The 20856-nt window shown below is 33.5% G+C and carries 23 protein-coding genes; 18 read left to right on the top strand and 5 right to left on the bottom strand.

Going from position 1 to position 20856, the window contains the following annotated elements:
- Nucleotides 1-6: 6 nt before the first annotated feature.
- Together RD055328_RS01800 and RD055328_RS01795 are read right to left on the bottom strand one after the other, a co-directional pair.
- A complete protein-coding gene (locus RD055328_RS01800; RefSeq protein ID WP_244087115.1) occupies nucleotides 7-402 on the bottom strand; it encodes a hypothetical protein in 396 nt (131 codons plus the stop codon).
- Between the two features lie 27 nt (nucleotides 403-429).
- A complete protein-coding gene (locus RD055328_RS01795; RefSeq protein WP_244087114.1) occupies nucleotides 430-1101 on the bottom strand; it encodes a helix-turn-helix domain-containing protein in 672 nt (223 codons plus the stop codon).
- 212 nt (nucleotides 1102-1313) lie between these two features.
- On the opposite strand from RD055328_RS01795, the gene RD055328_RS01790 reads away from it, so the two are divergent.
- Genes RD055328_RS01790 through RD055328_RS01775 form a run of 4 tightly spaced genes read left to right on the top strand, consistent with a single transcriptional unit; the run spans nucleotide 1314 to nucleotide 4184 of the window.
- Nucleotides 1314-2051, top strand: a complete 738-nt coding sequence (locus RD055328_RS01790; protein WP_279593894.1) for an amino acid ABC transporter ATP-binding protein — start codon at nucleotides 1314-1316, stop codon at nucleotides 2049-2051.
- 13 nt (nucleotides 2052-2064) lie between these two features.
- Complete coding sequence (locus RD055328_RS01785; protein WP_244087113.1) at nucleotides 2065-2880, top strand: glutamate ABC transporter substrate-binding protein; 816 nt, start codon at nucleotides 2065-2067, stop codon at nucleotides 2878-2880.
- Entirely contained in the window at nucleotides 2877-3515 is a 639-nt protein-coding gene (locus RD055328_RS01780; protein ID WP_244087112.1) for an amino acid ABC transporter permease, read from the top strand. Before RD055328_RS01785 ends, RD055328_RS01780 begins: the two co-directional genes overlap by 4 nt.
- A 12-nt stretch (nucleotides 3516-3527) precedes the next feature.
- Nucleotides 3528-4184, top strand: coding sequence for an amino acid ABC transporter permease (locus tag RD055328_RS01775; protein ID WP_244087111.1), 657 nt, complete (start codon nucleotides 3528-3530; stop codon nucleotides 4182-4184).
- A gap of 39 nt (nucleotides 4185-4223) precedes the next feature.
- On the opposite strand, the gene RD055328_RS01770 is transcribed toward RD055328_RS01775, so the two are convergent.
- On the bottom strand, nucleotides 4224-4877 hold the full coding sequence (locus RD055328_RS01770) for a histidine phosphatase family protein (RefSeq protein WP_244087110.1): 654 nt from the start codon (nucleotides 4875-4877) through the stop codon (nucleotides 4224-4226).
- Nucleotides 4878-4998: 121 nt separating this feature from the next.
- On the opposite strand from RD055328_RS01770, the gene RD055328_RS01765 reads away from it, so the two are divergent.
- The 8 genes from RD055328_RS01765 to RD055328_RS01730 all read left to right on the top strand — a co-directional run bounded on the left by RD055328_RS01765 (nucleotide 4999) and on the right by RD055328_RS01730 (nucleotide 13474).
- Nucleotides 4999-5622: an NAD(P)-dependent oxidoreductase gene (locus tag RD055328_RS01765; RefSeq protein ID WP_244087109.1), complete on the top strand. Its 624-nt coding sequence runs from the start codon at nucleotides 4999-5001 to the stop codon at nucleotides 5620-5622.
- Between the two features lie 96 nt (nucleotides 5623-5718).
- Nucleotides 5719-6339 carry a helix-turn-helix domain-containing protein gene (locus RD055328_RS01760; RefSeq protein ID WP_244087108.1) on the top strand — a complete coding sequence of 207 codons (621 nt, stop codon included), beginning with the start codon at nucleotides 5719-5721 and terminating at the stop codon, nucleotides 6337-6339.
- A 169-nt stretch (nucleotides 6340-6508) separates the two neighbouring features.
- Nucleotides 6509-7678, top strand: a complete 1170-nt coding sequence (locus RD055328_RS01755; protein ID WP_244087107.1) for a multidrug effflux MFS transporter — start codon at nucleotides 6509-6511, stop codon at nucleotides 7676-7678.
- Between the two features lie 486 nt (nucleotides 7679-8164).
- On the top strand, nucleotides 8165-8539 hold the full coding sequence (locus RD055328_RS01750) for a CrcB family protein (protein ID WP_244087106.1): 375 nt from the start codon (nucleotides 8165-8167) through the stop codon (nucleotides 8537-8539).
- The gene (locus tag RD055328_RS01745) at nucleotides 8539-8886 is read left to right on the top strand and encodes a CrcB family protein (protein WP_244087105.1); all 348 of its coding nucleotides are present in this window, start codon (nucleotides 8539-8541) and stop codon (nucleotides 8884-8886) included. The genes RD055328_RS01750 and RD055328_RS01745 overlap by 1 nt, the downstream gene beginning before the upstream one ends.
- Nucleotides 8887-8962: 76 nt before the next feature.
- On the top strand, nucleotides 8963-11266 hold the full coding sequence (gene helD / locus RD055328_RS01740; RefSeq protein WP_244087104.1) for an RNA polymerase recycling motor HelD: 2304 nt from the start codon (nucleotides 8963-8965) through the stop codon (nucleotides 11264-11266).
- A 121-nt stretch (nucleotides 11267-11387) separates the two neighbouring features.
- Nucleotides 11388-12467: an AEC family transporter gene (locus RD055328_RS01735; RefSeq protein WP_244087103.1), complete on the top strand. Its 1080-nt coding sequence runs from the start codon at nucleotides 11388-11390 to the stop codon at nucleotides 12465-12467.
- An 11-nt stretch (nucleotides 12468-12478) separates the two neighbouring features.
- Nucleotides 12479-13474: an NAD(P)-dependent oxidoreductase gene (locus RD055328_RS01730; RefSeq protein WP_244087102.1), complete on the top strand. Its 996-nt coding sequence runs from the start codon at nucleotides 12479-12481 to the stop codon at nucleotides 13472-13474.
- 13 nt (nucleotides 13475-13487) lie between these two features.
- Here the strand turns inward: RD055328_RS01730 and RD055328_RS01725 are convergent, their stop codons facing one another.
- A complete protein-coding gene (locus tag RD055328_RS01725) occupies nucleotides 13488-14060 on the bottom strand; it encodes a GDSL-type esterase/lipase family protein (protein ID WP_244087101.1) in 573 nt (190 codons plus the stop codon).
- Nucleotides 14061-14151: 91 nt separating this feature from the next.
- Between RD055328_RS01725 and coaA the strand changes: the two genes are divergently transcribed.
- The 6 genes from coaA (at nucleotide 14152) to RD055328_RS01695 (ending at nucleotide 20313) form a co-directional block, all read left to right on the top strand.
- A complete protein-coding gene (gene coaA / locus RD055328_RS01720; RefSeq protein WP_244087100.1) occupies nucleotides 14152-15078 on the top strand; it encodes a type I pantothenate kinase in 927 nt (308 codons plus the stop codon).
- Between the two features lie 40 nt (nucleotides 15079-15118).
- Complete coding sequence (guaA, locus tag RD055328_RS01715) at nucleotides 15119-16708, top strand: glutamine-hydrolyzing GMP synthase (protein WP_375708056.1); 1590 nt, start codon at nucleotides 15119-15121, stop codon at nucleotides 16706-16708.
- A gap of 240 nt (nucleotides 16709-16948) precedes the next feature.
- Nucleotides 16949-17689 (top strand): metal ABC transporter ATP-binding protein, encoded by a 741-nt coding sequence (locus RD055328_RS01710; protein WP_244087098.1) that lies wholly within the window; start codon nucleotides 16949-16951, stop codon nucleotides 17687-17689.
- 2 nt (nucleotides 17690-17691) lie between these two features.
- Entirely contained in the window at nucleotides 17692-18534 is an 843-nt protein-coding gene (locus RD055328_RS01705; protein ID WP_244087153.1) for a metal ABC transporter permease, read from the top strand.
- Between the two features lie 24 nt (nucleotides 18535-18558).
- Nucleotides 18559-19497, top strand: coding sequence for a metal ABC transporter substrate-binding protein (locus RD055328_RS01700; RefSeq protein WP_244087097.1), 939 nt, complete (start codon nucleotides 18559-18561; stop codon nucleotides 19495-19497).
- 84 nt (nucleotides 19498-19581) lie between these two features.
- Nucleotides 19582-20313 (top strand): bifunctional 2-polyprenyl-6-hydroxyphenol methylase/3-demethylubiquinol 3-O-methyltransferase UbiG, encoded by a 732-nt coding sequence (locus RD055328_RS01695; RefSeq protein ID WP_244087096.1) that lies wholly within the window; start codon nucleotides 19582-19584, stop codon nucleotides 20311-20313.
- A gap of 16 nt (nucleotides 20314-20329) precedes the next feature.
- Here the strand turns inward: RD055328_RS01695 and RD055328_RS01690 are convergent, their stop codons facing one another.
- Nucleotides 20330-20854 carry a GIY-YIG nuclease family protein gene (locus RD055328_RS01690; protein ID WP_244087095.1) on the bottom strand — a complete coding sequence of 175 codons (525 nt, stop codon included), beginning with the start codon at nucleotides 20852-20854 and terminating at the stop codon, nucleotides 20330-20332.
- Between the last annotated feature and the right edge of the window lie 2 nt (nucleotides 20855-20856).

The raw sequence follows: 20856 nt of genomic DNA, 5'->3' as shown, positions 1-20856 counted from the left end.
TGTAATTTATTTAAACACTGTAATTTCTTTTGATTCATTTCTAAAGATCAACTTAACCTTAAGAGGATGATAATTCTTTATAGTTGATTCACTAGGTCGTGTGAGCTTATCACCTTTCACAGTATAAGGTAACAAAACTTCCTTCTTTGGTTTTTGCCATGGCAAGTAATGTTTTTCATAGATAATATATTCATTAGAGTCATCCATCTCGGTTGTTAAGAACATTCCCTTAACTTTGGACTTTGCAGCAATGGATACTTCATTTTTATTTCGATAAACCGTGATATTTGCATCATTAATATTGCTGACTTTTATATATGAAGTATAGTTTATAAGCCAACTTATACCACCAGCAATTACTAGAATTAATACAATTAGAGATATGATTCGTGATTTTTTCATTTGTTACTTCCTCCTTTGTAAGAAGCTTTAGCTTGCTTGCCAGATTATTTTTTGACTAGGTAAATTTTTGAGCTCGTCTTCAGAATATCCGGTAGCAGAATTAAGGATTCCTCCAGATACAAGTATGATTTGATTGGTTTTATCTATTTTTATATTCTTGTAGTTCCCCAATTTAATTGAGCTTTTTTTAGAATTAAATAATTTAGGTTCAGAATATTGAATAATATAAACTTTATCCTTAACTTGAGTTAGTTGAGTGTCAGTAGCTCCTTCAAAATTAGGAGTATTAACCGATAAGTTAATCGTAGTGTTTTTGGTTAATACTTTTGGTAGTTGTGAATTCAATTCAATTCGGTCGACACTTATAATAGATTTATTAGCAGTTACAAAAGATATCCACGAAAGAAAAATACAAAACATTAATAGCGGTAATGTTATCAGGAGCAATTTCGCTTTGAAACGACGCCCGTGTTTCATATCTGTTGACATCTTGTTTACTAAGACTGGATTATCTAATAACGAATCAACTGATACATTAAATAAATGACTTAAATCCAGTAATAGATTCAAATCTGGATAGGCACGTCCAGTTTCCCAGTTAGAAATGGTTGCACGTGAGACGTTTAGTTTCTTCGCAACTTCTTCCTGGGTTAAATTTTGCTGCATTCTTAATTCCTTAAATTTATATCCTAAGTTCACTTTTACTTCCTCCTTGAATTAAGAATATTTCTTAACTATTAAAAAGACTAGCGCAGATTATTGACATTAGTGACAGGATCTTAAGCATGCATGTATTAGTAACCATATGATACTAGATTTGTAAGTGCCTTGATGCTTTTTTCTTGCGTCGAGGCAACTTTCTAGATTAAAATTATTTTAATAAACCATGTCTAAAACAGGAGGTACTAATTATGTCGATGATTGAATTTCACGGTGTACAAAAATATTATGGAAATTTTCACGCTTTAAAAGATATTGATTTGATTATTAATAAAGGTGAAACCGTGGTTTTGATTGGTCCCTCTGGATCTGGTAAAAGTACATTGGCACGAACAGTGAATGGGTTAGAAGATATTCAAGAAGGTAAATTAATTGTTAACGGACACGATTTATCAAACCCGAAGACTAATATTAATATTTTGAGAAAAGATGTAGGAATGGTTTTCCAACATTTCAATCTTTATAACAATAAGAATGTGCTGGAAAATGTGATGCTAGCTCCAAGAATTGTTTTGAAGTTAAGTGAAGAAGAAAACCGCAAACGCGCTGATAAAACTTTAGAAATGGTTGGTCTAGCAGATAAGAAAGAGAATATGCCATCGCAAGTCTCAGGAGGTCAAGCTCAACGAGTGGCAATTGCTCGTTCTCTAGCAATGCAGCCAAAATGCATGTTATTTGATGAACCAACTAGTGCGTTAGATCCTGAGATGATTGATGATGTTTTACAAGTTATTAAAAAAGTTACTGCCCAAAGTGATATGACGTCATTAATTGTGACTCATGAAATGGGATTCGCAAAAGAAGTTGCTGACCGGGTTATTTTTATGGACGAAGGACAAATCCTTGAAGATACAGACACCAAGTCGTTCTTTGAAAAACCCAAAAATGAACGTGCTCAGAAATTCTTAAGCAAAATTTTGACACATTAAAGGAGGACGTGAAATGAAAAAATTACGACTGATTCCTCTGTTACTGATGTTGTTAATGTTGTTGGCCGGTTGTTCAAGTAAGAGTTTAGCAGAGCAATCAGTTCTCAAGAATTCGCGTGAGACTAAAACTATTACTTGGGGAGTAAAAGCTGACACTAAGTTATTCGGTTTAGAGGATGTACGAGATGGTAAGCAAAAAGGCTTTGATGTTGATATGGCCAAATTGATTACTAAGAAGATGTTGGGTAAGAATAGTGAGGCAAAGTTTGTAACTGTAACTTCACAATCAAGAATACCTTTACTTAAAAACGGGAATATAGATGCGATTATTGCAACTATGTCAGCAACACCTGAACGGGCAAAAATTGTCGAATTCTCAAATTCGTATTTTGATGCCGGACAGTCTTTATTGGTTCCTAATGATTCAACTATTAATAGTACAGATGATTTAGCTGGAAAAACTGTTCTTGGAGTTGTGGGATCAAACTCAGTAATTAATATTAAAAAAGCTGCACCAAAAGCTAAGGTATTACAGCTACAAGATTATGCTCAAGCAATGACGGCATTGAAATCTGGGCAAGGTGATGCTTTAACGACAGATAACGGAATCTTGTACGGTATGGCAGTAGAAAATCCAGGATTCAAAGTTGTTGGAGGAACTTTTACAAAAGAGCCTTACAGTATTGCAGCTAATAAAGGACAAAGTGGCTTCACTAAGGAAGCTAACAAGGCGATTAAAGAGATTGAAAAAAGTGGAGAATATAATAAGTTAATTAAAAAATGGTTCGGGGATGTTCCCGGGTTCAATTATAAGGAGTTATATCGATGATTAATATAATAACAAGTCATTGGTCAGAACTTCTCACAGGTTTTGGATGGACGATATTTTCTAGTGTGTTGGCGCTTTTGTTTAGTTTAGTCATAGGATCTATCTTCGCCATCTTAGAAGTTCTGCCCAACAAAATAGCACGAACAATAGGAAAAATATACGTTGAAGTATTCCGTAACATTCCATTATTAGTTATCACGATGTTTTTTTACATCGCAATCCCAATGTATATAGTTAAGATTAATGGATTTGTAGCCGGAACAATTGGATTAACGATTTATACCTCGGCATTTATTGCCGAAACTGTGAGATCAGGAATCCAATCAATTGATAAGGGACAAATGGAAGGTGCTCGATCAACGGGAATGACATATTGGCAAAGCATGCGTTATATTATTTTGCCGCAAGCTTTCAAAATTGTAATCCCACCGTTGGGGAATCAGTTCGTCAATTTAGTAAAGAATTCTTCAGTTTTAGCATTTGTTGCGGGATTCGATTTGATGTATCAGGGTAATGCGATTGCTTCCACAACGTTTGATACTATAAACAGTTATTTAGTTGTTGGATTATTGTATTTAATTATTACATTACCACTTAGCTACTACATGCAATATTTAGAAAAAAGATTAGTTTAGGAGAAAGGAATTATGCAAAACTTTATTGATGCTTATTCATTCATTAATCTGCGGTTTCTTCTGATGGGACTAGGTGTAACTGTGTTGATTTCAGTTGTCTCGGTAATTCTTAGTTTTATTGTTGGCTCAATACTAGGAATTATCCGCTATAGCAATATTCGTTATATTTCTAAAATTGTAGGATTCATCATAGACATCTTGCGGAACTTACCATTGCTGTTGATTATCTTCTTTACCTACTTTGGTTTACCAAACTTTGGCTTTAAGCCAGATACTATCCCGGCCGCAATTTTGGCGATGACGGTCTTTGAATCGGCAATGATTGCCGAAATTGTACGTTCGGGAATAATGGCTGTTCCTAAAGGGCAAATGGAAGGTGCGCGATCAACAGGAATGACATATTTACAAGCTATGTGGCATATAATCTTACCGCAAGCATATAAGAAGATGATTCCTGCCATGGTGAGTCAGTTCATTTCATTAATAAAAGATACATCCTTAGCAACGATAATTGTGGTTCCAGAACTGATGCAACATGCACAAATAATTTATGGACAGAACGCTAACTATATAATTCCAATGTTCTTAGCAATGTCAGTAATGTATTTTGTGGTATGTTTTGGTTTATCATTGGTATCAAATAGAATTGATAAGAGAATTAGAGCCTAACAAAAAAAGAGTGAACTATAATTAGTTCACTCTTTTTTATTATTTTAATACTTGATTGTAACTTGTTACTTTATTAACTCCATTATCACGTTCTAACATTGTTAGACTTGAATTTGCGGGACCACTTTTGATTTCAAATGAACCATCACCGTAACGATCAGCCAATGAGCGGATGGTAGTTCCGTGACTAACTATAAGGAAAGTATCACCGTCTTTGGCAATTTCATCTAATTTATCAAAACCTTCATTAAGACGTTCCCAGTATTCTTCAGCGTTTTCAGCGTCGTTGAAAGGATCCGCATCTTTCATGAAGTCTTTTGTTTTGTCCATTCCGAATTTTTTAATAATGTCGCCAAATGTTTTTTCGCCATGTGGCATACCAGTCATATACCAAGCCTCAGAAGAGTTCATTCCTTCATAATAACCATAGAATTGTTCTCTAAAAGAAGGAATTTTCTTAGGATCTAAATCTGAGATGTTTTCATCGGTAATGATTTTTAAAGTGTCGATTGCACGTCTAGCATCAGAAGAAAAAGCTGCATCAAATTTTGTATCTTTTAAAGCTTTAGCAGCAGTTTGTGCAACAAGTGTTCCTTCAGGTGTAAGCGGTGAATCTGACCAACCTTGCATTTTGTTATATTTATTAAAATAAGTTTGTCCATGTCTCACTAAGTAAACTGTATATTTTGCCATAGTAGACCTCCTAATTACTAACACCATTTTACCAAAGATATAGTCTACAAACTAATTCTTAGACTAGAAAATATTTACATGCTTTAATTAAATTAATAAAGACGAAAAGAGGACAAAAATTATGAAGATTGCAGTTATTGGTGCCAACGGACAAGTTGGTTCTCTGGTAGTGAAAGAAGCTCAACGACGTAATATAGACGTGACAGAAATCGTTCGAGCAAAAGAAAAAGCAAATACAGAAAAATATCTTGTGAAAGATGTTTATGAATTAACGACAGATGATGTTAAGAATTTTGATGTAGTAGTTGATGCTTTAGGATTCAGAGGAGAAAAAGTTAGTGAATTTCTTCCATCAACAGATTACTTGATAAAAATATTCACTGGACTAAAAACACGTTTGATTGTGGTTGGTGGAGCAGGTAGCTTATTCACTAATAAGGAACATACACAAACATTATCTCAAGGAGCAGATTTCCCAGAATCATTCTTGCCACTAGCTAATGCAATGGGAATGGCGTTAGAGATTATCAAACAAAGTCAAAACGTGAACTGGACTTACATTAGTCCTGCTGCGGATTTTTCACCTGAGTATGAAGCAACTGGAAAATATGTGATTGCGGGTGAAGAATTCACAGTTAATGAAAACGGTGAAAGCAAGATGAGCTATGCTGATTATGCATTAGCTTTGGTAGATGAAATTGAAAATAACAAATATGAAATGCAAAGAATTAGTGTTAGATGGTAAATGCAAATAATGTTTGCTGTTAAAATATTTATTTGCAAATTATAATTGCTAGTATAAAGCTAAGCTCTTGGATACATTGATATCGGAGGTGAGATTATGCTAAGCGAAAAACTGAAAAATAGTCGAACAGAATTGCATTTAACACAACAAGAAGTTGCTGATAGAATTCACATTTCACGACAAATGATTTCTAATTGGGAAATGGGAAAGAATTATCCGGATATTCCAACTTTGATTGACTTGAGTGAGTTGTATGGGTTAACGCTTGATTATATGTTAAAGGATGATCAAAAATATATTAATCAAGTGCGTGATGATTATCAGTTGATTGAACATGTTAGAAATCATCGATGGATAGACAAGGGAATAATCGTTTCATTGATACTATTACTTGTACCAATGATTTTGATACCATTTATTAGTACGAAAAATGAGTTAATGGCTTTTATAATATTCATTATGCTAATGATTGTTCCTTTGATTTATCTGTCATATCGTAAATACTTATCCTTTTTTAAGGGTGTTCCTGATAAAATACAACCATTAATGGTTCCTAAAGCTTTTGGTATGGGAATAGGGATTAACCCTCGTCATCCATTAGGTAAATTTATTTGGTGGTTAATGATTATATTGGTGTTAGTTGTTTTTGGATTAGTGCTTTATCAAATAATCACTACACCTGGTAATTCTATAGAGCCATTTAGAAAAGGGATCTAAACAAGACCGATTGAAAAGTCGGTCTTTTTTATGTTATATTGCTTGAACTTGTATTATTACAAAATATTTTAAAGGAGGTGGAGTCTATGCGAATTGAAAAGATTATCGTTTGTGTAGCAGTACACCGCTTAGGACGTTTTTCGATAAATTAAATTTCTAGGAGAGAAAAATGAAAAACGTCCGTAAAAATGTACCATCTGTATTATTAATTATTGTTTTGGTGGGTTTCCCGCAAATAAGTGAATCAATCTTCACACCATCGTTACCCGCATTAGCACAAAGCTTCCATGTGAATGCTCAGAGTATTCAATTGACTATGAGTATTTATTTCATTGCTTTTGCATGTGGAGTTTTGTTTTGGGGTGGATTATCTGACAAATTTGGTCGCCGAAAATCGATGATTCAAGGAATTGTGGTCTATTTAATTGGTAATGTTTTATTATTGTTAGCAAACAACTTTGAATTCTTATTATTTGCCAGATTTGTTCAAGCTTTTGGAGCCAGCGTTGGTTCTGTAGTTACACAAACAATCATGCGTGAATCGTTTGACGGTATTGAAGGTTCCAAAGTTTTTGGAAAAGTTGGTGCAGCAATGTCACTTTCGCCAGCTATAGGACCATTAATTGGTGGTGTTGCGCAAACATACTTCGGTTACAGAAGTGTGTTTTCAATACTAATTGTTATGGCAATTTCAGTGTTGTTATATGCTAGCCTACGATTAGTCGAGACAAGACAAGTTGAAACAACAGAAGAAAGTGTTTCTTATTGGCGAGTAACTAAGAGGTTGTTGTGCGATCCAGTAGTATTAAGTTATGGTTTGTTGATTGGTGGAATTAACGGGATTTTGTTCAGTTATTATGCTGAAGCACCGTTTTTATTCATGAATCACTTTCAAATGAGTGCTGCTAATTATGGAATGTTAGGTATAGTACTTGCTATTTCAAGTATAGCTGGTGCATTTATTTCTAACTATTTAGTGACAAAAAAATCACCGACAATAGTTGTTAAGATTGGTTTAACAGCAGCACTAGTTTTTACTGTAATATTTTTAATGAGTAGTTGGCTAGACAGCTTCTGGTTAATACTATTTGCTATTTTTGGTACATTCTTAGGTCTAAATATTACACTACCTAATGCACTTAATCTTGCATTGCAAGGATATGAAGATGTAATTGGAACTGCTAGTGGTATTTTTAGTTTTGGCTATTATATTTTAGTTAGTGGGTTCACATATCTAATGAGTGTTTTGCATAATGGTACAATTATTATCATGCCAATATACATGATAATTGTAGTTTTATTAATGATTATCAGTTATATAACTTTTGTTAAAGAATAATAAAAAGACTTGAGCATATGCTCAAGTCTTTTTATTTTATAGAGGAAGAACTAGCATTGGGGAACACAACAACTAGGTTGAATAAGTTATATCAATTAAATAGGGAGTAATCGTTATAACCTATAAGTGCAGTATAGTGAAATTTTCTTAAATGAAGCTTAAAAACAAAAAAAGATTGAAAATTAATTCAATCTTTTTTGCTTCTTATTAGAAATAGGGGGGGAGCTAATAAGAATAAATTAAATATTTGAAGGGGTAAACAAGTATTTAATTAAAAACTGTAGGGGTATTAATATAATGAGTAAGTTATTCGGACTAATAGGGGGTAATCTTTATAACTTATGAACATAGTATACGAGGAACGTCTTAAACGAAGCTTAAAAAATAAGAAAATTCACATTTTTTCGTAGAAATATCATGAGAACTTTTTTCTTTTATTATAGTACAATGGAACGTGAATTATTTAAGAATAGATAAGAGGATGTAATGACGATTTTATTCATAGCAATATTTGGTGGACTCGGAGGAATGTGTCGCTATTTATTAGGAATCAGTATTCCTAACGTATGGGGAATCCCTTTGGTTACTCTATTGGTTAACATAATAGGAAGCTTTTGTTTGCCAATTTGGAATAACTATCTCGGGTTAAAATTAAACAATAAAATCAAAGTTGCTATTGGAACTGGATTTATCGGTGCTTTTACGACTTTTTCAGGAATGATTATTGATATTTTGAAAATGTATCTTACAAATAATTACAGTGGTTTAGTTATTTACATATTGGCTAGTATTGTTTTGGGATTCGTAGCTGCTTTGTTAGGTATGAAAACGGCCATGTTTTTTAAAAAGGAGGCTAAGTAATGATTTTATTATTAGTCTTTGTTGGTGCTGCTATTGGGGCGGTTAGTCGCTATTTATTTACTGAATATGGACCGTTTGTAGAAGCAGATTATAAAATTGGTGCAACATTTGTAATCAATATTATCGGATCGTTTATTTTAGGGATGTTATTGAAGAACTTTTTAGAAAGTTCTTTTATGTATCTACTATTAGGAACAGGATTTTGTGGCGGATTTACAACTTTTTCGACATTTAATTCAGAACTAATGGGATTGTTCTTTGCTAAAGAATACAAACGATTATTGGTATACGGAATTAGTAGTTACCTGATAGGTCTTCTGGCTGGAATGTTGGGATACATCGTGTGAAGACGACCATTGATTGCGTTTTCAATTAATCAATGTTAATATTGAATATCAGAATTTATGTAAATGAGGGACTTTTGTGAGCGAAGATAATCAAAAACAATTAGAACAGAAGAGACTTGACGAAGTCGTTAGTAAAGTAAAGATAAGTCAAGTTCGAATGCAAGAAAGTATTGAGCGCGCAAAAGAAGATATTGAAGGAATTCATGAAACTTTTAATGACGATGTTCATGTTGGTTTAGGGGACGACTCTATATCAATGGATTCAGCACTTTCTATTCATCAGCAACAACAAATGCTTGATGAGCGTAATAATAGCTGGCAACAGTCTAAGCAGCGTTTAGAAGTGTTGAAACGTTTAGAAAAAACTCCATATTTTGCACGGTTAGATTTTGAAGAACCGGGTGAAGGTGGACGTGAGACTGTATATATCGGAATGAGTTCATTCACCGATACCGATGATGAAGATAATTTCTTAATTTATGATTGGCGTGCACCAATTTCATCAATTTATTATGATGGAAACCTTGGGGAAGTTGAATATGAAACTCCCGATGGTATGCAATCAGTTGATCTATTCTTGAAACGTCAATTCTTAGTTGATAATGGGAAGATTAAGAGTTATTTCGATACTCAAGAAACAATTGGGGATCAAATGTTACTTGAAGTATTGGATGACAAATCTTCAACACACATGAAAAGTATCGTTACTACAATTCAACGTGAACAAAACAAGATAATTCGTGATACAGATTCACAATTGTTATTTGTTCAAGGAGCTGCAGGTTCAGGTAAAACATCCGCTATTTTGCAACGTGTAGCTTTTCTTCTTTACAGATACAGAAAGAATTTAAGTTCGAGTCAAGTGGTGATGTTTTCACCTAACCAACTTTTCAATGATTATATTGAAGATGTTCTTCCAGAAATGGGTGAACAGAATATGGTACAAATGACGTATCTACAATATGTAGCGCGTCGATTGCCAAATATTAAAGTTGAAGATTTAAGTCAACAATTCAAAGATAATACAGATGCTTCAAGAAAGAATATTAATCGTTTTGTTTCAGATACTAAGTTCTTTAACTTAATTACTAAATATAGTGAGTTACTAAGTAAAACTGGTATTAGTTTCCGCGATATTAAACGTGATGGCGAAGTCGTTATTAGTAAAGAAAGAATTGCCGAAATTTATTATAGTTTTGGTGACCAATATCGTCTAAGCAATCGCTTGGATGCCACACGCGATAAGATGACACGAATATTGAATAGCAAGATTGGCTCTGAAATCCGCTCGAAATGGGTATCAGAAGCTATTGAGAGTTTGAGCAAAGAAGAATTGCAGACTCTTTATGCAACTGCTGATCAAGAATTCAAGTCTAGTGATGCTGAGCAAAAATTCTTGGCTAAGAAGATTGTTAATTTTGCATATCAAAATGTAAGAAAAAAAATCAAACGTAATCGCTTCTTTAATATTTCTGGAAATTATATTAATTTCTTAAATGCAGTGCCACAAATAACTGATTTAAGTAAATATGAAATTACCGAAAGTCAATGGCAAGACTATGTTGAAGATTTCAAAACTAGTCTTAAGAATAAGAAAATGTCGATGACTAACATTACCCCATATTTATACCTGTATGATTTGGTATTGGGACGCCACGGCGATCTTAATATGCGCTTCATGTTTATTGATGAAATACAAGATTACACACCATTCCAGTTAGCATATCTTAAATTCAATTTCCCTAAAGCACGTTATACAATGTTAGGAGATTTGAATCAATCAATCTTCACTAAGGATAATAGCCAGACATTATTGTCACGAGTAGAGAAGTTATTTGATAAAGATTCAACACGAGTTGTTCAGTTGACACATTCATATCGTTCAACTAAGCAAATAACTGAATTCACTCGAGCACTATTAACTAATGGTCAAAAGATTGAACCATTTAATCGTGATGGGGATGTTCCTAATATTTTTGTTGATAAGAATGAAGATTCTGCTATATCATCAGTTATTAAACAGTTGAAAGTTAATGACCAGCGTGGAGATACAACGGCAATTATTGCCAAAACTCTAGATGACGCAGTAGCATTGACTAATTTACTAAAAGATAAAGATGAATCAGTAACACTAATTAAGTCTGAAAACCAACGACTTGCAGAAGGGAACTTGGTGATTCCATCATACTTAGCTAAGGGATTGGAATTTGATGCAGTTATTGTTTGGGACGCTTCTAAAGATAAGTTTGATGAAGATGAACAACAATTAATTTATACAATTGCTTCAAGAGCAATGCATACACTAACAATTTCAGCAATCGGTGAAATAAGTCAGTTAATTAAAAAAGTACCAACGGAATTTTATAAGTTAGAAAACTAAAACAGCCTATAAGGTTGTTTTTTTGTTGGAAAAATTAAAATATTGTTCAAAATTTCACAAGCATATGATATATTGGATAGGTTGTTAAATTTAAGAAATACATTATTATGGAGAAATTATTATGAGTATATTAGACGCGCTTGAAGCAACATTCACAAACATGTCGATTATTAGTTCAATCACTTCGACAGTATTTATTATTCTGTTAGGTTTTTATTTACGTAAACGTGGAGTTTTTGGTGAAGACTTTGGTAAGACACTTTCAAAAGTTGTTTTATCAGTTGCACTACCTGCTCTAGCATTCAAATCATTTATGCAACCAATTGATGGTAAGACATTATCACAAGGTATGAGTGTTTTAATTTGGGGAATTTTAATCTATATAATTTTAATTATTATTACACCTTTTTCATATATGAAATATCCAAAGGATAAAAAAGAAGTGTTAGCCATTTTGACAACTTTTGGTTCAACTACATTCTTTGGTATTCCAATTGTAGGTGCTGTTTATGGTGCTAAAGGTATTATGTATAGTTCTATTTTTAATATTGGTTACCGTATTTTTCTATATTCATATGCTTACATAAGAATGTCAGGCTTGAAGATGGAAGTAAGTAATATCAAAAAAATGTTTTTAAATCCAATTGTTATTGCTACTTTTGCTGGATTAATCTTATGGATGGTACAAGATTTTGCTCCAATGGTAACAGTTAAAGAAGCTATTAATGGAGTTGTGGCGCCAGATGCTGCTACTATCCAAGTTGCTTTTTATAGAATAGATCAAACAGCTATTTGGTTGTTCAAACCACTAAGTTACTTAGGAGCATTAGCTTCACCACTTGCATGGCTTTCAATTGGGGCAACTTTAGGTTCAATTTCATTCAAAAAAGCCGCTTCAGATAAGACATCTTGGTACTACAGTTTTAACAAAGTTATTCTTGTGCCATTAATTAACTTAGTATTATTAGCAATTTTGACAGCTACAAATATCTTGCCAGTGGATCACATTGCGTTAGCAACAGTAGTTATTATGATGGCAACACCAACAGCTACAGTAGCCGCATCTTATGCTATTAGTTTTGACCGAGATGCATTGTTAGCTTCCAACGCTTCATTAATTTCAACAGTAGTAGCAGTTATTGCTACACCAATTTGGATTGCGTTGTTAGAGATTCTTAATCAAGTTGGTTTGTTTAAATAAGGAGAATATTTATGTTTAAAATTACGGCTTATGGAGTTAGACCTAATGAGGTCGACTATTTCAAAGATTTAAATAAGTATGATTATGAATTGAATTTAGTTGAAGATTTATTAACACATGAAAATATTGCAACTGCTCAAGGTTCAGATGCTGTTTTATTAAGAGCTAATTGTGTGGCTGATGAAGTTAATTTAGCAAAACTAAATGAATGGGATATTAAATATGTTTTCACTCGTACAGTTGGCTATAATCATATTGATTTAAATGCTGCTAAAGAATTCGGAATGAAAGTTGCTCGAGTACCAGCATATTCACCATATGCGGTGGCAGAATTAGCTATGACTTTAGGAATGACGATGTTACATCATACAGCAATGGCTTCTGAAAATACCTTTAATGGTGACTTCACTGTGCCATCATATCTATTCTCAAGAGAAGTGCATTCTAGTACAGTTGGGATTATTGGAACAGGTAAGATTGGTGCTACCGAAGCTAGTCTATACAGTGGAATGGGAGCTAAGGTATTAGGATACGATCCATATCCATCAGAATATGCTAAGCAATTCGTGGAATTCGTAGAGTTAGACGAGTTACTTGCACAATCTGATATTATTTCATTGCACGTTCCATACTTCCATGGGCAAAATGACCAAATGATTAATGCTGAAACAATAGCAAAAATGAAAGACAATGCAATTCTTATTAATACCGCTCGTGGAGAACTAGTCGATCATGATGCCGTATTAAATGCCTTGTTGAGTAATAAGCTTCAAAGTTTTGCAACAGATGTTTTACCTGATGAGAAGAGAATTTTTGGACACAAGTTTGAAGATGCTCTTCCTAATAGAACAGTAGATCAACTTCGTGATTTATATCCAAGAGTCTTGATGACACCTCATGTGGGATCATACACTGAACCTGCTTTAACAGATATGATTTCAGTAAGTTATGAGAACTTCAACCAAGCACTAACAACTGGAAAAACTGATAATGATGTTGAACTATAACAAAAAAGGAAGCCTAATGGCTTCCTTTTTTTAGTACTTCTTTGATTTTATCTCTCAATTCATTTTCTAATAAGTCGTAAGCTTCATTTGTGAAGTGTAAACCGTCGCCTTGTAGTAATTTATCGGGATTATCTGTCTCACGCATTTTTGTCATTAAATCAACATAAGGTATGTTGTTAACTTTAGCAATATGTTCAACAGCCAATTGGAATTGAATTTGACGAGGCCAAGTGCGATGTATTTGACGCTTGAAGTCAACATAAGGTGGCGAAACTAGCACGATTTTGTCTGCACCAATACTCTCAATTATATAATCAAGATTAGCAGTGAAGTGCCCAGGTTTCATTTCGTTAACAGTTGAAATATCAGTAGCACCAAAGAAAATCACAACCGCATCAGCATTTAATTGTGCGACGTCACGATCAACGTGAGTAATGGCATCACTTGTTCTGTGGCCGGGAATAGAAGTATTAATAACTTCTACATCTGGGAAATCATTTTTGATTCGATCAGTAAAAATATCTGAAGTTTTACCATTCAATGAACCTGCAAGAATGGAATCTCCGAATAATACAATTTTAGTCATATATATACACCTTTTTGCAACATTTCTATTATAATAAGGATAACATTTATTAATACAAGAATAAATTCTTTGGGGAATCTAGGTTAGCTTTATGAACGAGATGATAAATTATGATGAATTTAATCGTCAAGAATGGCAAGAATTCCATGGTGTGAAATCACCAACTGCTATTACTGATGCGGAGCTTAAACAGTTAAAATCACTTGATGACGAAATTTCGGTAGAAGATGTTCGAGTTATTTATGCACCTATTCGACACTTGTTACACATATTTATGCATCGATTCAAAGATATGCAAAAATCAAAAGCTCATTTTTTGAATAAGCCGCCACATAACTCTCCATTTGTAATTGGAATATCTGGGAGTGTTGCAGTGGGTAAGAGTACAACTGCTCGATTATTAAAACTCATGTTGACACGAGCTTATCCGCAATACAAGGTTGAACAAATTACCACCGATGGTTTTTTGTATTCAAATGCTGACTTAGAAGCTAAGGGGATTTTAGAAAAAAAAGGCTTCCCAGAAAGTTATGATATGGGTAAGTTACTAGAGTTCTTGAGTGAAGTAAAAGAGAACAAAGCACCTGTTAAGTATCCTAAATACTCTCATCAAATCTATGATGTTGTAAAAGATGAGCACAATCAAATCAACCAACCTGATATTTTAATAATAGAAGGAATTAATACTTTGCAACTACCAAAAAGTCAAAGAGTATACGTGAGTGACTTCTTTGATTTTTCTATTTATATTGATGCAGAAACTGATGATATTAAGAATTGGTTCATGCAAAGATTTGAAACCTTGTTAGATTCGGCTTTTACAGATGAAACTAGTTATTATCATAAATGGGCGTTAGGTAGCAGAAAAGCAGCCTTGAAGATGGCTGATGAGACTTGGGAACAAGTTAACTATAAGAATTTAGTTGAGTATATTGAACCGACAAAGAATAGAGCAGATTTAATTTTGCATAAAGCAAGTGATCATCTGATAGATAAAATATATTTGAGAAAATATTAAAAAACGCTAGCGTGTAACTATATACACAATAGCTTTTTTTATGTACAATTGTATAAATACATTTTCCCCGGAGGTACGTGCAGTGGCAGACCAAATTAATGCTGATAGCATTATTGTTCTTGATTATGGTAGTCAATACAATCAATTGATTACTCGTAGAATTCGTGACTTGGGTGTATACTCAGTCCTTCTTCCTAACACAACAAGTGCGGAAGAAATCAAACAAATGGCTCCAAAAGGAATAATCCTTTCTGGTGGACCAATGAGTGTTTATGACAAAGATGCATTCACAATTGATTCTGAAGTATTCAACTTAGGTATTCCAGTTCTTGGAATATGTTACGGTATGCAACTTATCAGTTTCAAAAATGGTGGTAACGTTGAAGCTTCAACTGAACGTGAATATGGTAAAGCTGAAATTACTATCACTGATCCAGAAACTGATTTGTTCAAGGGACTTCCAGAGAAGCAAACAGTTTGGATGAGTCATGGTGACAAAGTTACTGCTATTCCTGAAGGATTCGTAACAGTTGCTGAAAGTGACAACACACCTTTCACAGCTATTGAGAACCGTGAACGTAAGATTTACGGGATTCAATTCCATACAGAAGTTCGTAACACTGAATATGGAATGGATATCTTGAAGAACTTTGCCTTTGGAGTTTGTGAAGCTGAAGCTAACTGGACTATGGAAGACTTCATTGATATGCAAATCGCTCAAATCCGTGAAGCCGTTGGTGACAAGAAAGTCCTACTTGGGTTATCAGGTGGAGTTGATTCATCTGTTGTTGGTGTTCTGTTGAACAAAGCTATTGGTGACCAATTAGTAAGTATCTTCGTTGATCATGGTTTGTTACGTAAAAACGAAGTTGAAGAAGTTATGGATAGTCTAGGTGGTAAGTTTGGCCTAAATATCATCCAAGTTGATGCTAAAAAACGCTTCTTAGATAAACTAAGTGGTGTGACTGACCCAGAAAAGAAACGTAAAATCATCGGAAATGAATTCATTCAAGTATTTGACGAAGAAGCAACTAAGTTGAATGGAATTGATTTCTTAGCGCAAGGTACTCTATACACTGACATTATCGAAAGTGGAACAAGTACAGCTACTACTATCAAGTCTCATCATAATGTTGGTGGACTTCCAGAGGATATGCAATTTAGTTTGATTGAACCATTGAAGACTTTATTCAAAGATGAAGTTAGAGAACTTGGTGAAAAACTAGGTATGCCTCATGAATTAGTATGGCGTCAACCATTCCCAGGACCAGGTCTTGGAATTCGTGTACTTGGTGAAGTTACTGAAGATAAATTACAAATTGTCCGTGATAGTGATTTGATTCTTAGAGAAGAATTTGCACTAGCAGGACTAGACAAAGAAGTATGGCAATACTTCACAATGCTTCCAGGAATTAGAAGTGTTGGAGTTATGGGTGATGGACGTACATACGATTATACAGTTGGTATTCGTGCCGTTAATTCAATTGATGGTATGACAGCAGACTTCTCACAATTACCATGGGATGTCTTGCAAAAAGTTTCAACTAGAATTGTAAACGAAGTCGATCATGTTAACCGTATTGTCTACGATATAACAAGTAAGCCACCAGCAACAGTTGAGTGGGAATAAAAAACTACTGAAAGTTGAAATGAGAACTTTGATTTAGAGGGATTTTAATTAACATAGAATTCTGCCAAAATAGAAATTACTTATAGTCAAAAGGAGAGCAAAATAGCTCTCTTTTTTTGTTAACCTGAAGTGATAGCGCTTTATTCAAAAAAGTTAGGCTAGGCTAAAAACTTGAATAAAACCTTCTGTATATTCATATAATATAGTTAAGTTAGGTAAACCTAAAAAAGGAGGGATTTTATGTTAGAAGTAAAAAATCTCACTGTTGCATATGACGATACACCAGTATTTACTGATGTTGCTGTTAAATTTGACGCAGGTAAAATCACTGGAATCATTGGACCCAATGGTGCAGGAAAATCAACAATGATTAAGGCGATGCTCGGCTTAATTAAATCACAAGAAGGTACGATCTTATATAACGAACGTCCTCTTAAAGAATTCCAAAAAAAAGTTGCATATGTTGAGCAAAGAAAAGATTTAGATCTTAATTTCCCAATTAATGTATTTGATTTAGTAATGACTGGAACATATGGAAAACTTGGCTTATTCAAGAGTCCAGGAACGGAAGAAAAGAAACAAAGTAAAGATGCTTTGAAAAAAGTAGATTTGGAAGAATTTGAAAATAGACAAATTGGTAACTTATCAGGTGGACAACTACAAAGAGTCTTTGTAGCGCGTGCGATGGTACAAGAAGCAGATATTATCATCTTGGACGAACCCTTTGTAGGAATCGACTTACAAAGTGAAACAGCCATTATGAAGATTATGAAACAATGGCGCGACGCAGGTAAAACAATTATTGTTATACATCATGATTTGAACAAAGTGTCACAATATTTTGATGATCTTGTAGTTCTTAATCATGGAATAGTAGATTACGGCCCAACAAATGAAGTATATAGTGCCAAGAATATTGAAAAAGCATTTAGTTCAGATTTATCAAATGTATTATTTGATTCAAAGGAGGTAACTAAGTAATGATAGCCTCAATAGCAGATTTTTTAGACGCATTAACAAAATATGATTTCTTACAAAGCGCCTTAATAACAGCAATCATGGTAGGTATGATGTCTGGTATTATCGGAAGTTTTATTATTTTAAGGGGAATGTCTTTAATGGGAGATGCTATCTCTCATGCTGTTTTACCAGGAGTTGCAGTTGCCTATATGTTAGGTATTAACATTTTAATCGGAGCATCTGTATTCGGTATTATTGCTGCAATGTTAATCGGATTTGTTGCAGCACACAGTAAGATAAAAACAGATACTTCAATCGGAGTTGTTTTTAGTGCTTTTTACGCTTTAGGATTTATCTTAATCTCAATGGCTGAAAGTGCAACAAACTTACATCATATCTTATTCGGGAATATCTTAGCAGTTAGTGATAGTGATATTATGACAACAGCTATTGTATTGGGAATAGTTATATTATTCGTATCATTCTTCTACAAAGAACTATTGATCACATCATTTGATGAAACATATGCAAAAACATATGGATTAAATGTTCAATTATTACATTATGCACTAATGTTAGTTTTAACATTAGTAACTGTTTCAGCACTGCAAACAGTCGGAATTATCTTAGTAGTTGCCATGTTGATTACTCCGGCAGCAACTGCATATCTTTGGACGGATAAACTCTCAAGCATGCTATTTTTAGCTGCTGGTGTAGGAATTGTTTCATCTATAACAGGTTTATATTTCAGTTACACATTGAACTGGGCTTCTGGTCCAGCAATCGTTATAGTTGCAGCTTTATTATTCGCAATATCATTTGGAATTTCACCAAAACAGGGATTCATCAAGTGGGGGAACAAATAATTTAATTAGGAGTTTTATATATACATGAAGAAAATCATTTTAACTTTAGTATCGGTTGCAGTAATAGTTGGAGGGGTATTCTTTTTCTTAAACCAACGAGATACAAAACAAACCAATAATAATAACGATAAGCTGCAAGTTGTAACAACTAACTCAATTCTTGAAGATATGGTACATAATGTCGGAAAAGATAGAATTGAATTATACAGTATTGTTAAACGTGGAGTTGATCCACATGAATATGAACCTCAACCAACAGACGTTTCAAAATCTTCAGATGCCGACGTAATTATTCATAATGGATTGAATCTGGAAACAGGTGGTAATGGTTGGTTCAAAAAACTTGTGAAGACATCACATAAAGACTTTGAAGAAGATGTATTCTCAGCAAGTAAAGGCGTAAAAGCAGAACACTTAACAACAAACGTTAACGAACAAGATCCACATGCTTGGTTAGATCTAGAAAACGGAATTGAATATGTAGAGAACATAACAGAAGCATTGAAGAAAAAAGATCCTAAGAATGCTGATTACTTTGAGAAAAATGCTGATGCATATATAGCTAAACTTGAAAAATTACATAAGACTGCACAATCAAAATTCTTAGATATACCAGAAAGTCAAAGATTGTTAGTTACCTCTGAAGGAGCTTTCAAGTATTTCTCAAAAGCTTATCACGTGACACCAACATACATTTGGGAAATCAATACTGAATCACAAGGAACACCGGAACAAATGAAGACAGTATTGGCAAAGATTGATGATTCAGATGTGAAGAGTTTGTTTGTTGAAACATCAGTTTCACCAAAATCGATGGAAAAAGTTTCAAAAGAAACAGGACTTCCAATTTATTCTAAAATATTCACAGATTCACTCGCTAAAAAAGGAACAAAGGGTGATACATATTACGATATGATGAAATGGAATATTGACAAGATTCATGAAGGACTAACAGCAGAATAAAAATAAAAAAGCCTAACTATACGGGCTTTTTTTGATGTGTTATTATATTTTTAGATTTTATAAGAGAAAAATATAGGTGATGTAATGAAAAATATTTATGATGATGAACAATTTTTTAATGAGTATTCCAAAATGGCTCGTAGTCAACAAGGCCTTGCCGGAGCTGGCGAATGGGAAACATTAAAGAGTTTACTTCCAGACTTTTCAGGATTGCGAGTTTTGGATATGGGCTGTGGATATGGATGGCATAGTATTTATGCTGCTGAACACGGAGCTAAAAAAGTTATTGGTATAGATAGCTCAGAGAAGATGCTAGAAGTTGCAAGAGAAAAAAATGAGTTTGATATTGTTGAGTTTGAACAAATTGATATTAATAGCTTACCTTTTGATTCAGGATCATTTGATGTTGTATTTAGTTCGCTAGCATTACATTATATTCAAGACTTTGAAGGTGTTATTAAACAAGTTTATAGATTGTTAGCTAAGAATGGAAAACTAATCTTTTCTGTAGAACATCCAATTTTCACGGCTGAAGGTTCAGAACAATGGAGATATAAAGAAGACGGAACAATAGACAGTTTTCCGGTTGATCGCTATTTTGAAGAAGGTGTGCGCGAAACTAACTTTTGGGAAACAACGGTTACTAAATACCATAGAACACTAACTACTTATATAGATACCTTGATACTGCAAGGATTTAATATAGAAAGAGTTATTGAACCAACACCTCCGGAATCAATGTTAGATATGCCAGGAATGAAAGATGAATCCAGAAGACCGATGATGTTAATTATTTCTGCAAGTAAAAAAGACTGAAATTATTCAGTCTTTTTTATATTAAGTTAATAAATTTTTTAACACGCTCTTCGTTATGATCTGGATAGCTTTTTAATTTTTCTTTGAGTTCTTCAATTATAGAATCGGAAATTTCTTTTACATTGAGATTTTTGCAACAATACTTCTTTTCGATTTCTTTGTATTCCTTTGAGATCTCTTTTCGTTCAGATGGAGTGCACTCACTCCATTCTTTTAAATAGTCGCCACCTCTGAAAATTGTATTGATGTCTTCATTTTGTTTGGTAATAACCAAATTATTTTCAATTTTTGAGCTATCAGAATCGAGTATTTTGTCATTTAAAGATTTTGAAGTATATGTGTATTTATGTACTTCTATTATTTCTAATATATGATCTACTTTATCACTTTTCAATAAGTTTGCAGATTTCCTGTTTCCTGATATGTGGTTAATAATTCTTTTTTTATAATCTTTTGTTTTACCAATGTAGTAGCATTCTTTATTATCTATATCTTTTACGTTAACTTTCAACATATAGATATAGAAACAATCATTACTCATAT

Origin of the sequence: Companilactobacillus sp. RD055328 (assembly GCF_022835675.1) — a bacterium.
GTDB lineage: Bacteria > Bacillota > Bacilli > Lactobacillales > Lactobacillaceae > BQUT01.
The sequence above is the reverse complement of the archived record's forward strand: the minus strand, read 5'-3'. Positions and strand labels throughout refer to the sequence as shown.

Excerpts from the sequence above, each read along its gene's own strand:
- RD055328_RS01800 (WP_244087115.1), bottom strand. The coding sequence starts at position 402 with ATGAAAAAATCACGAATCATATCTCTAATTGTATTAATTCTAGTAATT.
- RD055328_RS01790 (WP_279593894.1), top strand. The coding sequence starts at position 1,314 with ATGTCGATGATTGAATTTCACGGTGTACAAAAATATTATGGAAATTTT.
- RD055328_RS01785 (WP_244087113.1), top strand. The coding sequence starts at position 2,065 with ATGAAAAAATTACGACTGATTCCTCTGTTACTGATGTTGTTAATGTTG.
- RD055328_RS01780 (WP_244087112.1), top strand. The coding sequence starts at position 2,877 with ATGATTAATATAATAACAAGTCATTGGTCAGAACTTCTCACAGGTTTT.
- RD055328_RS01775 (WP_244087111.1), top strand. The coding sequence starts at position 3,528 with ATGCAAAACTTTATTGATGCTTATTCATTCATTAATCTGCGGTTTCTT.
- RD055328_RS01770 (WP_244087110.1), bottom strand. The coding sequence starts at position 4,877 with ATGGCAAAATATACAGTTTACTTAGTGAGACATGGACAAACTTATTTT.
- RD055328_RS01765 (WP_244087109.1), top strand. The coding sequence starts at position 4,999 with ATGAAGATTGCAGTTATTGGTGCCAACGGACAAGTTGGTTCTCTGGTA.
- RD055328_RS01760 (WP_244087108.1), top strand. The coding sequence starts at position 5,719 with ATGCTAAGCGAAAAACTGAAAAATAGTCGAACAGAATTGCATTTAACA.
- RD055328_RS01755 (WP_244087107.1), top strand. The coding sequence starts at position 6,509 with ATGAAAAACGTCCGTAAAAATGTACCATCTGTATTATTAATTATTGTT.
- RD055328_RS01750 (WP_244087106.1), top strand. The coding sequence starts at position 8,165 with ATGACGATTTTATTCATAGCAATATTTGGTGGACTCGGAGGAATGTGT.
- RD055328_RS01745 (WP_244087105.1), top strand. The coding sequence starts at position 8,539 with ATGATTTTATTATTAGTCTTTGTTGGTGCTGCTATTGGGGCGGTTAGT.
- RD055328_RS01735 (WP_244087103.1), top strand. The coding sequence starts at position 11,388 with ATGAGTATATTAGACGCGCTTGAAGCAACATTCACAAACATGTCGATT.
- RD055328_RS01730 (WP_244087102.1), top strand. The coding sequence starts at position 12,479 with ATGTTTAAAATTACGGCTTATGGAGTTAGACCTAATGAGGTCGACTAT.
- RD055328_RS01725 (WP_244087101.1), bottom strand. The coding sequence starts at position 14,060 with ATGACTAAAATTGTATTATTCGGAGATTCCATTCTTGCAGGTTCATTG.
- coaA (WP_244087100.1), top strand. The coding sequence starts at position 14,152 with ATGAACGAGATGATAAATTATGATGAATTTAATCGTCAAGAATGGCAA.
- guaA (WP_375708056.1), top strand. The coding sequence starts at position 15,119 with ATGTACAATTGTATAAATACATTTTCCCCGGAGGTACGTGCAGTGGCA.
- RD055328_RS01710 (WP_244087098.1), top strand. The coding sequence starts at position 16,949 with ATGTTAGAAGTAAAAAATCTCACTGTTGCATATGACGATACACCAGTA.
- RD055328_RS01700 (WP_244087097.1), top strand. The coding sequence starts at position 18,559 with ATGAAGAAAATCATTTTAACTTTAGTATCGGTTGCAGTAATAGTTGGA.
- RD055328_RS01695 (WP_244087096.1), top strand. The coding sequence starts at position 19,582 with ATGAAAAATATTTATGATGATGAACAATTTTTTAATGAGTATTCCAAA.
- RD055328_RS01690 (WP_244087095.1), bottom strand. The coding sequence starts at position 20,854 with ATGAGTAATGATTGTTTCTATATCTATATGTTGAAAGTTAACGTAAAA.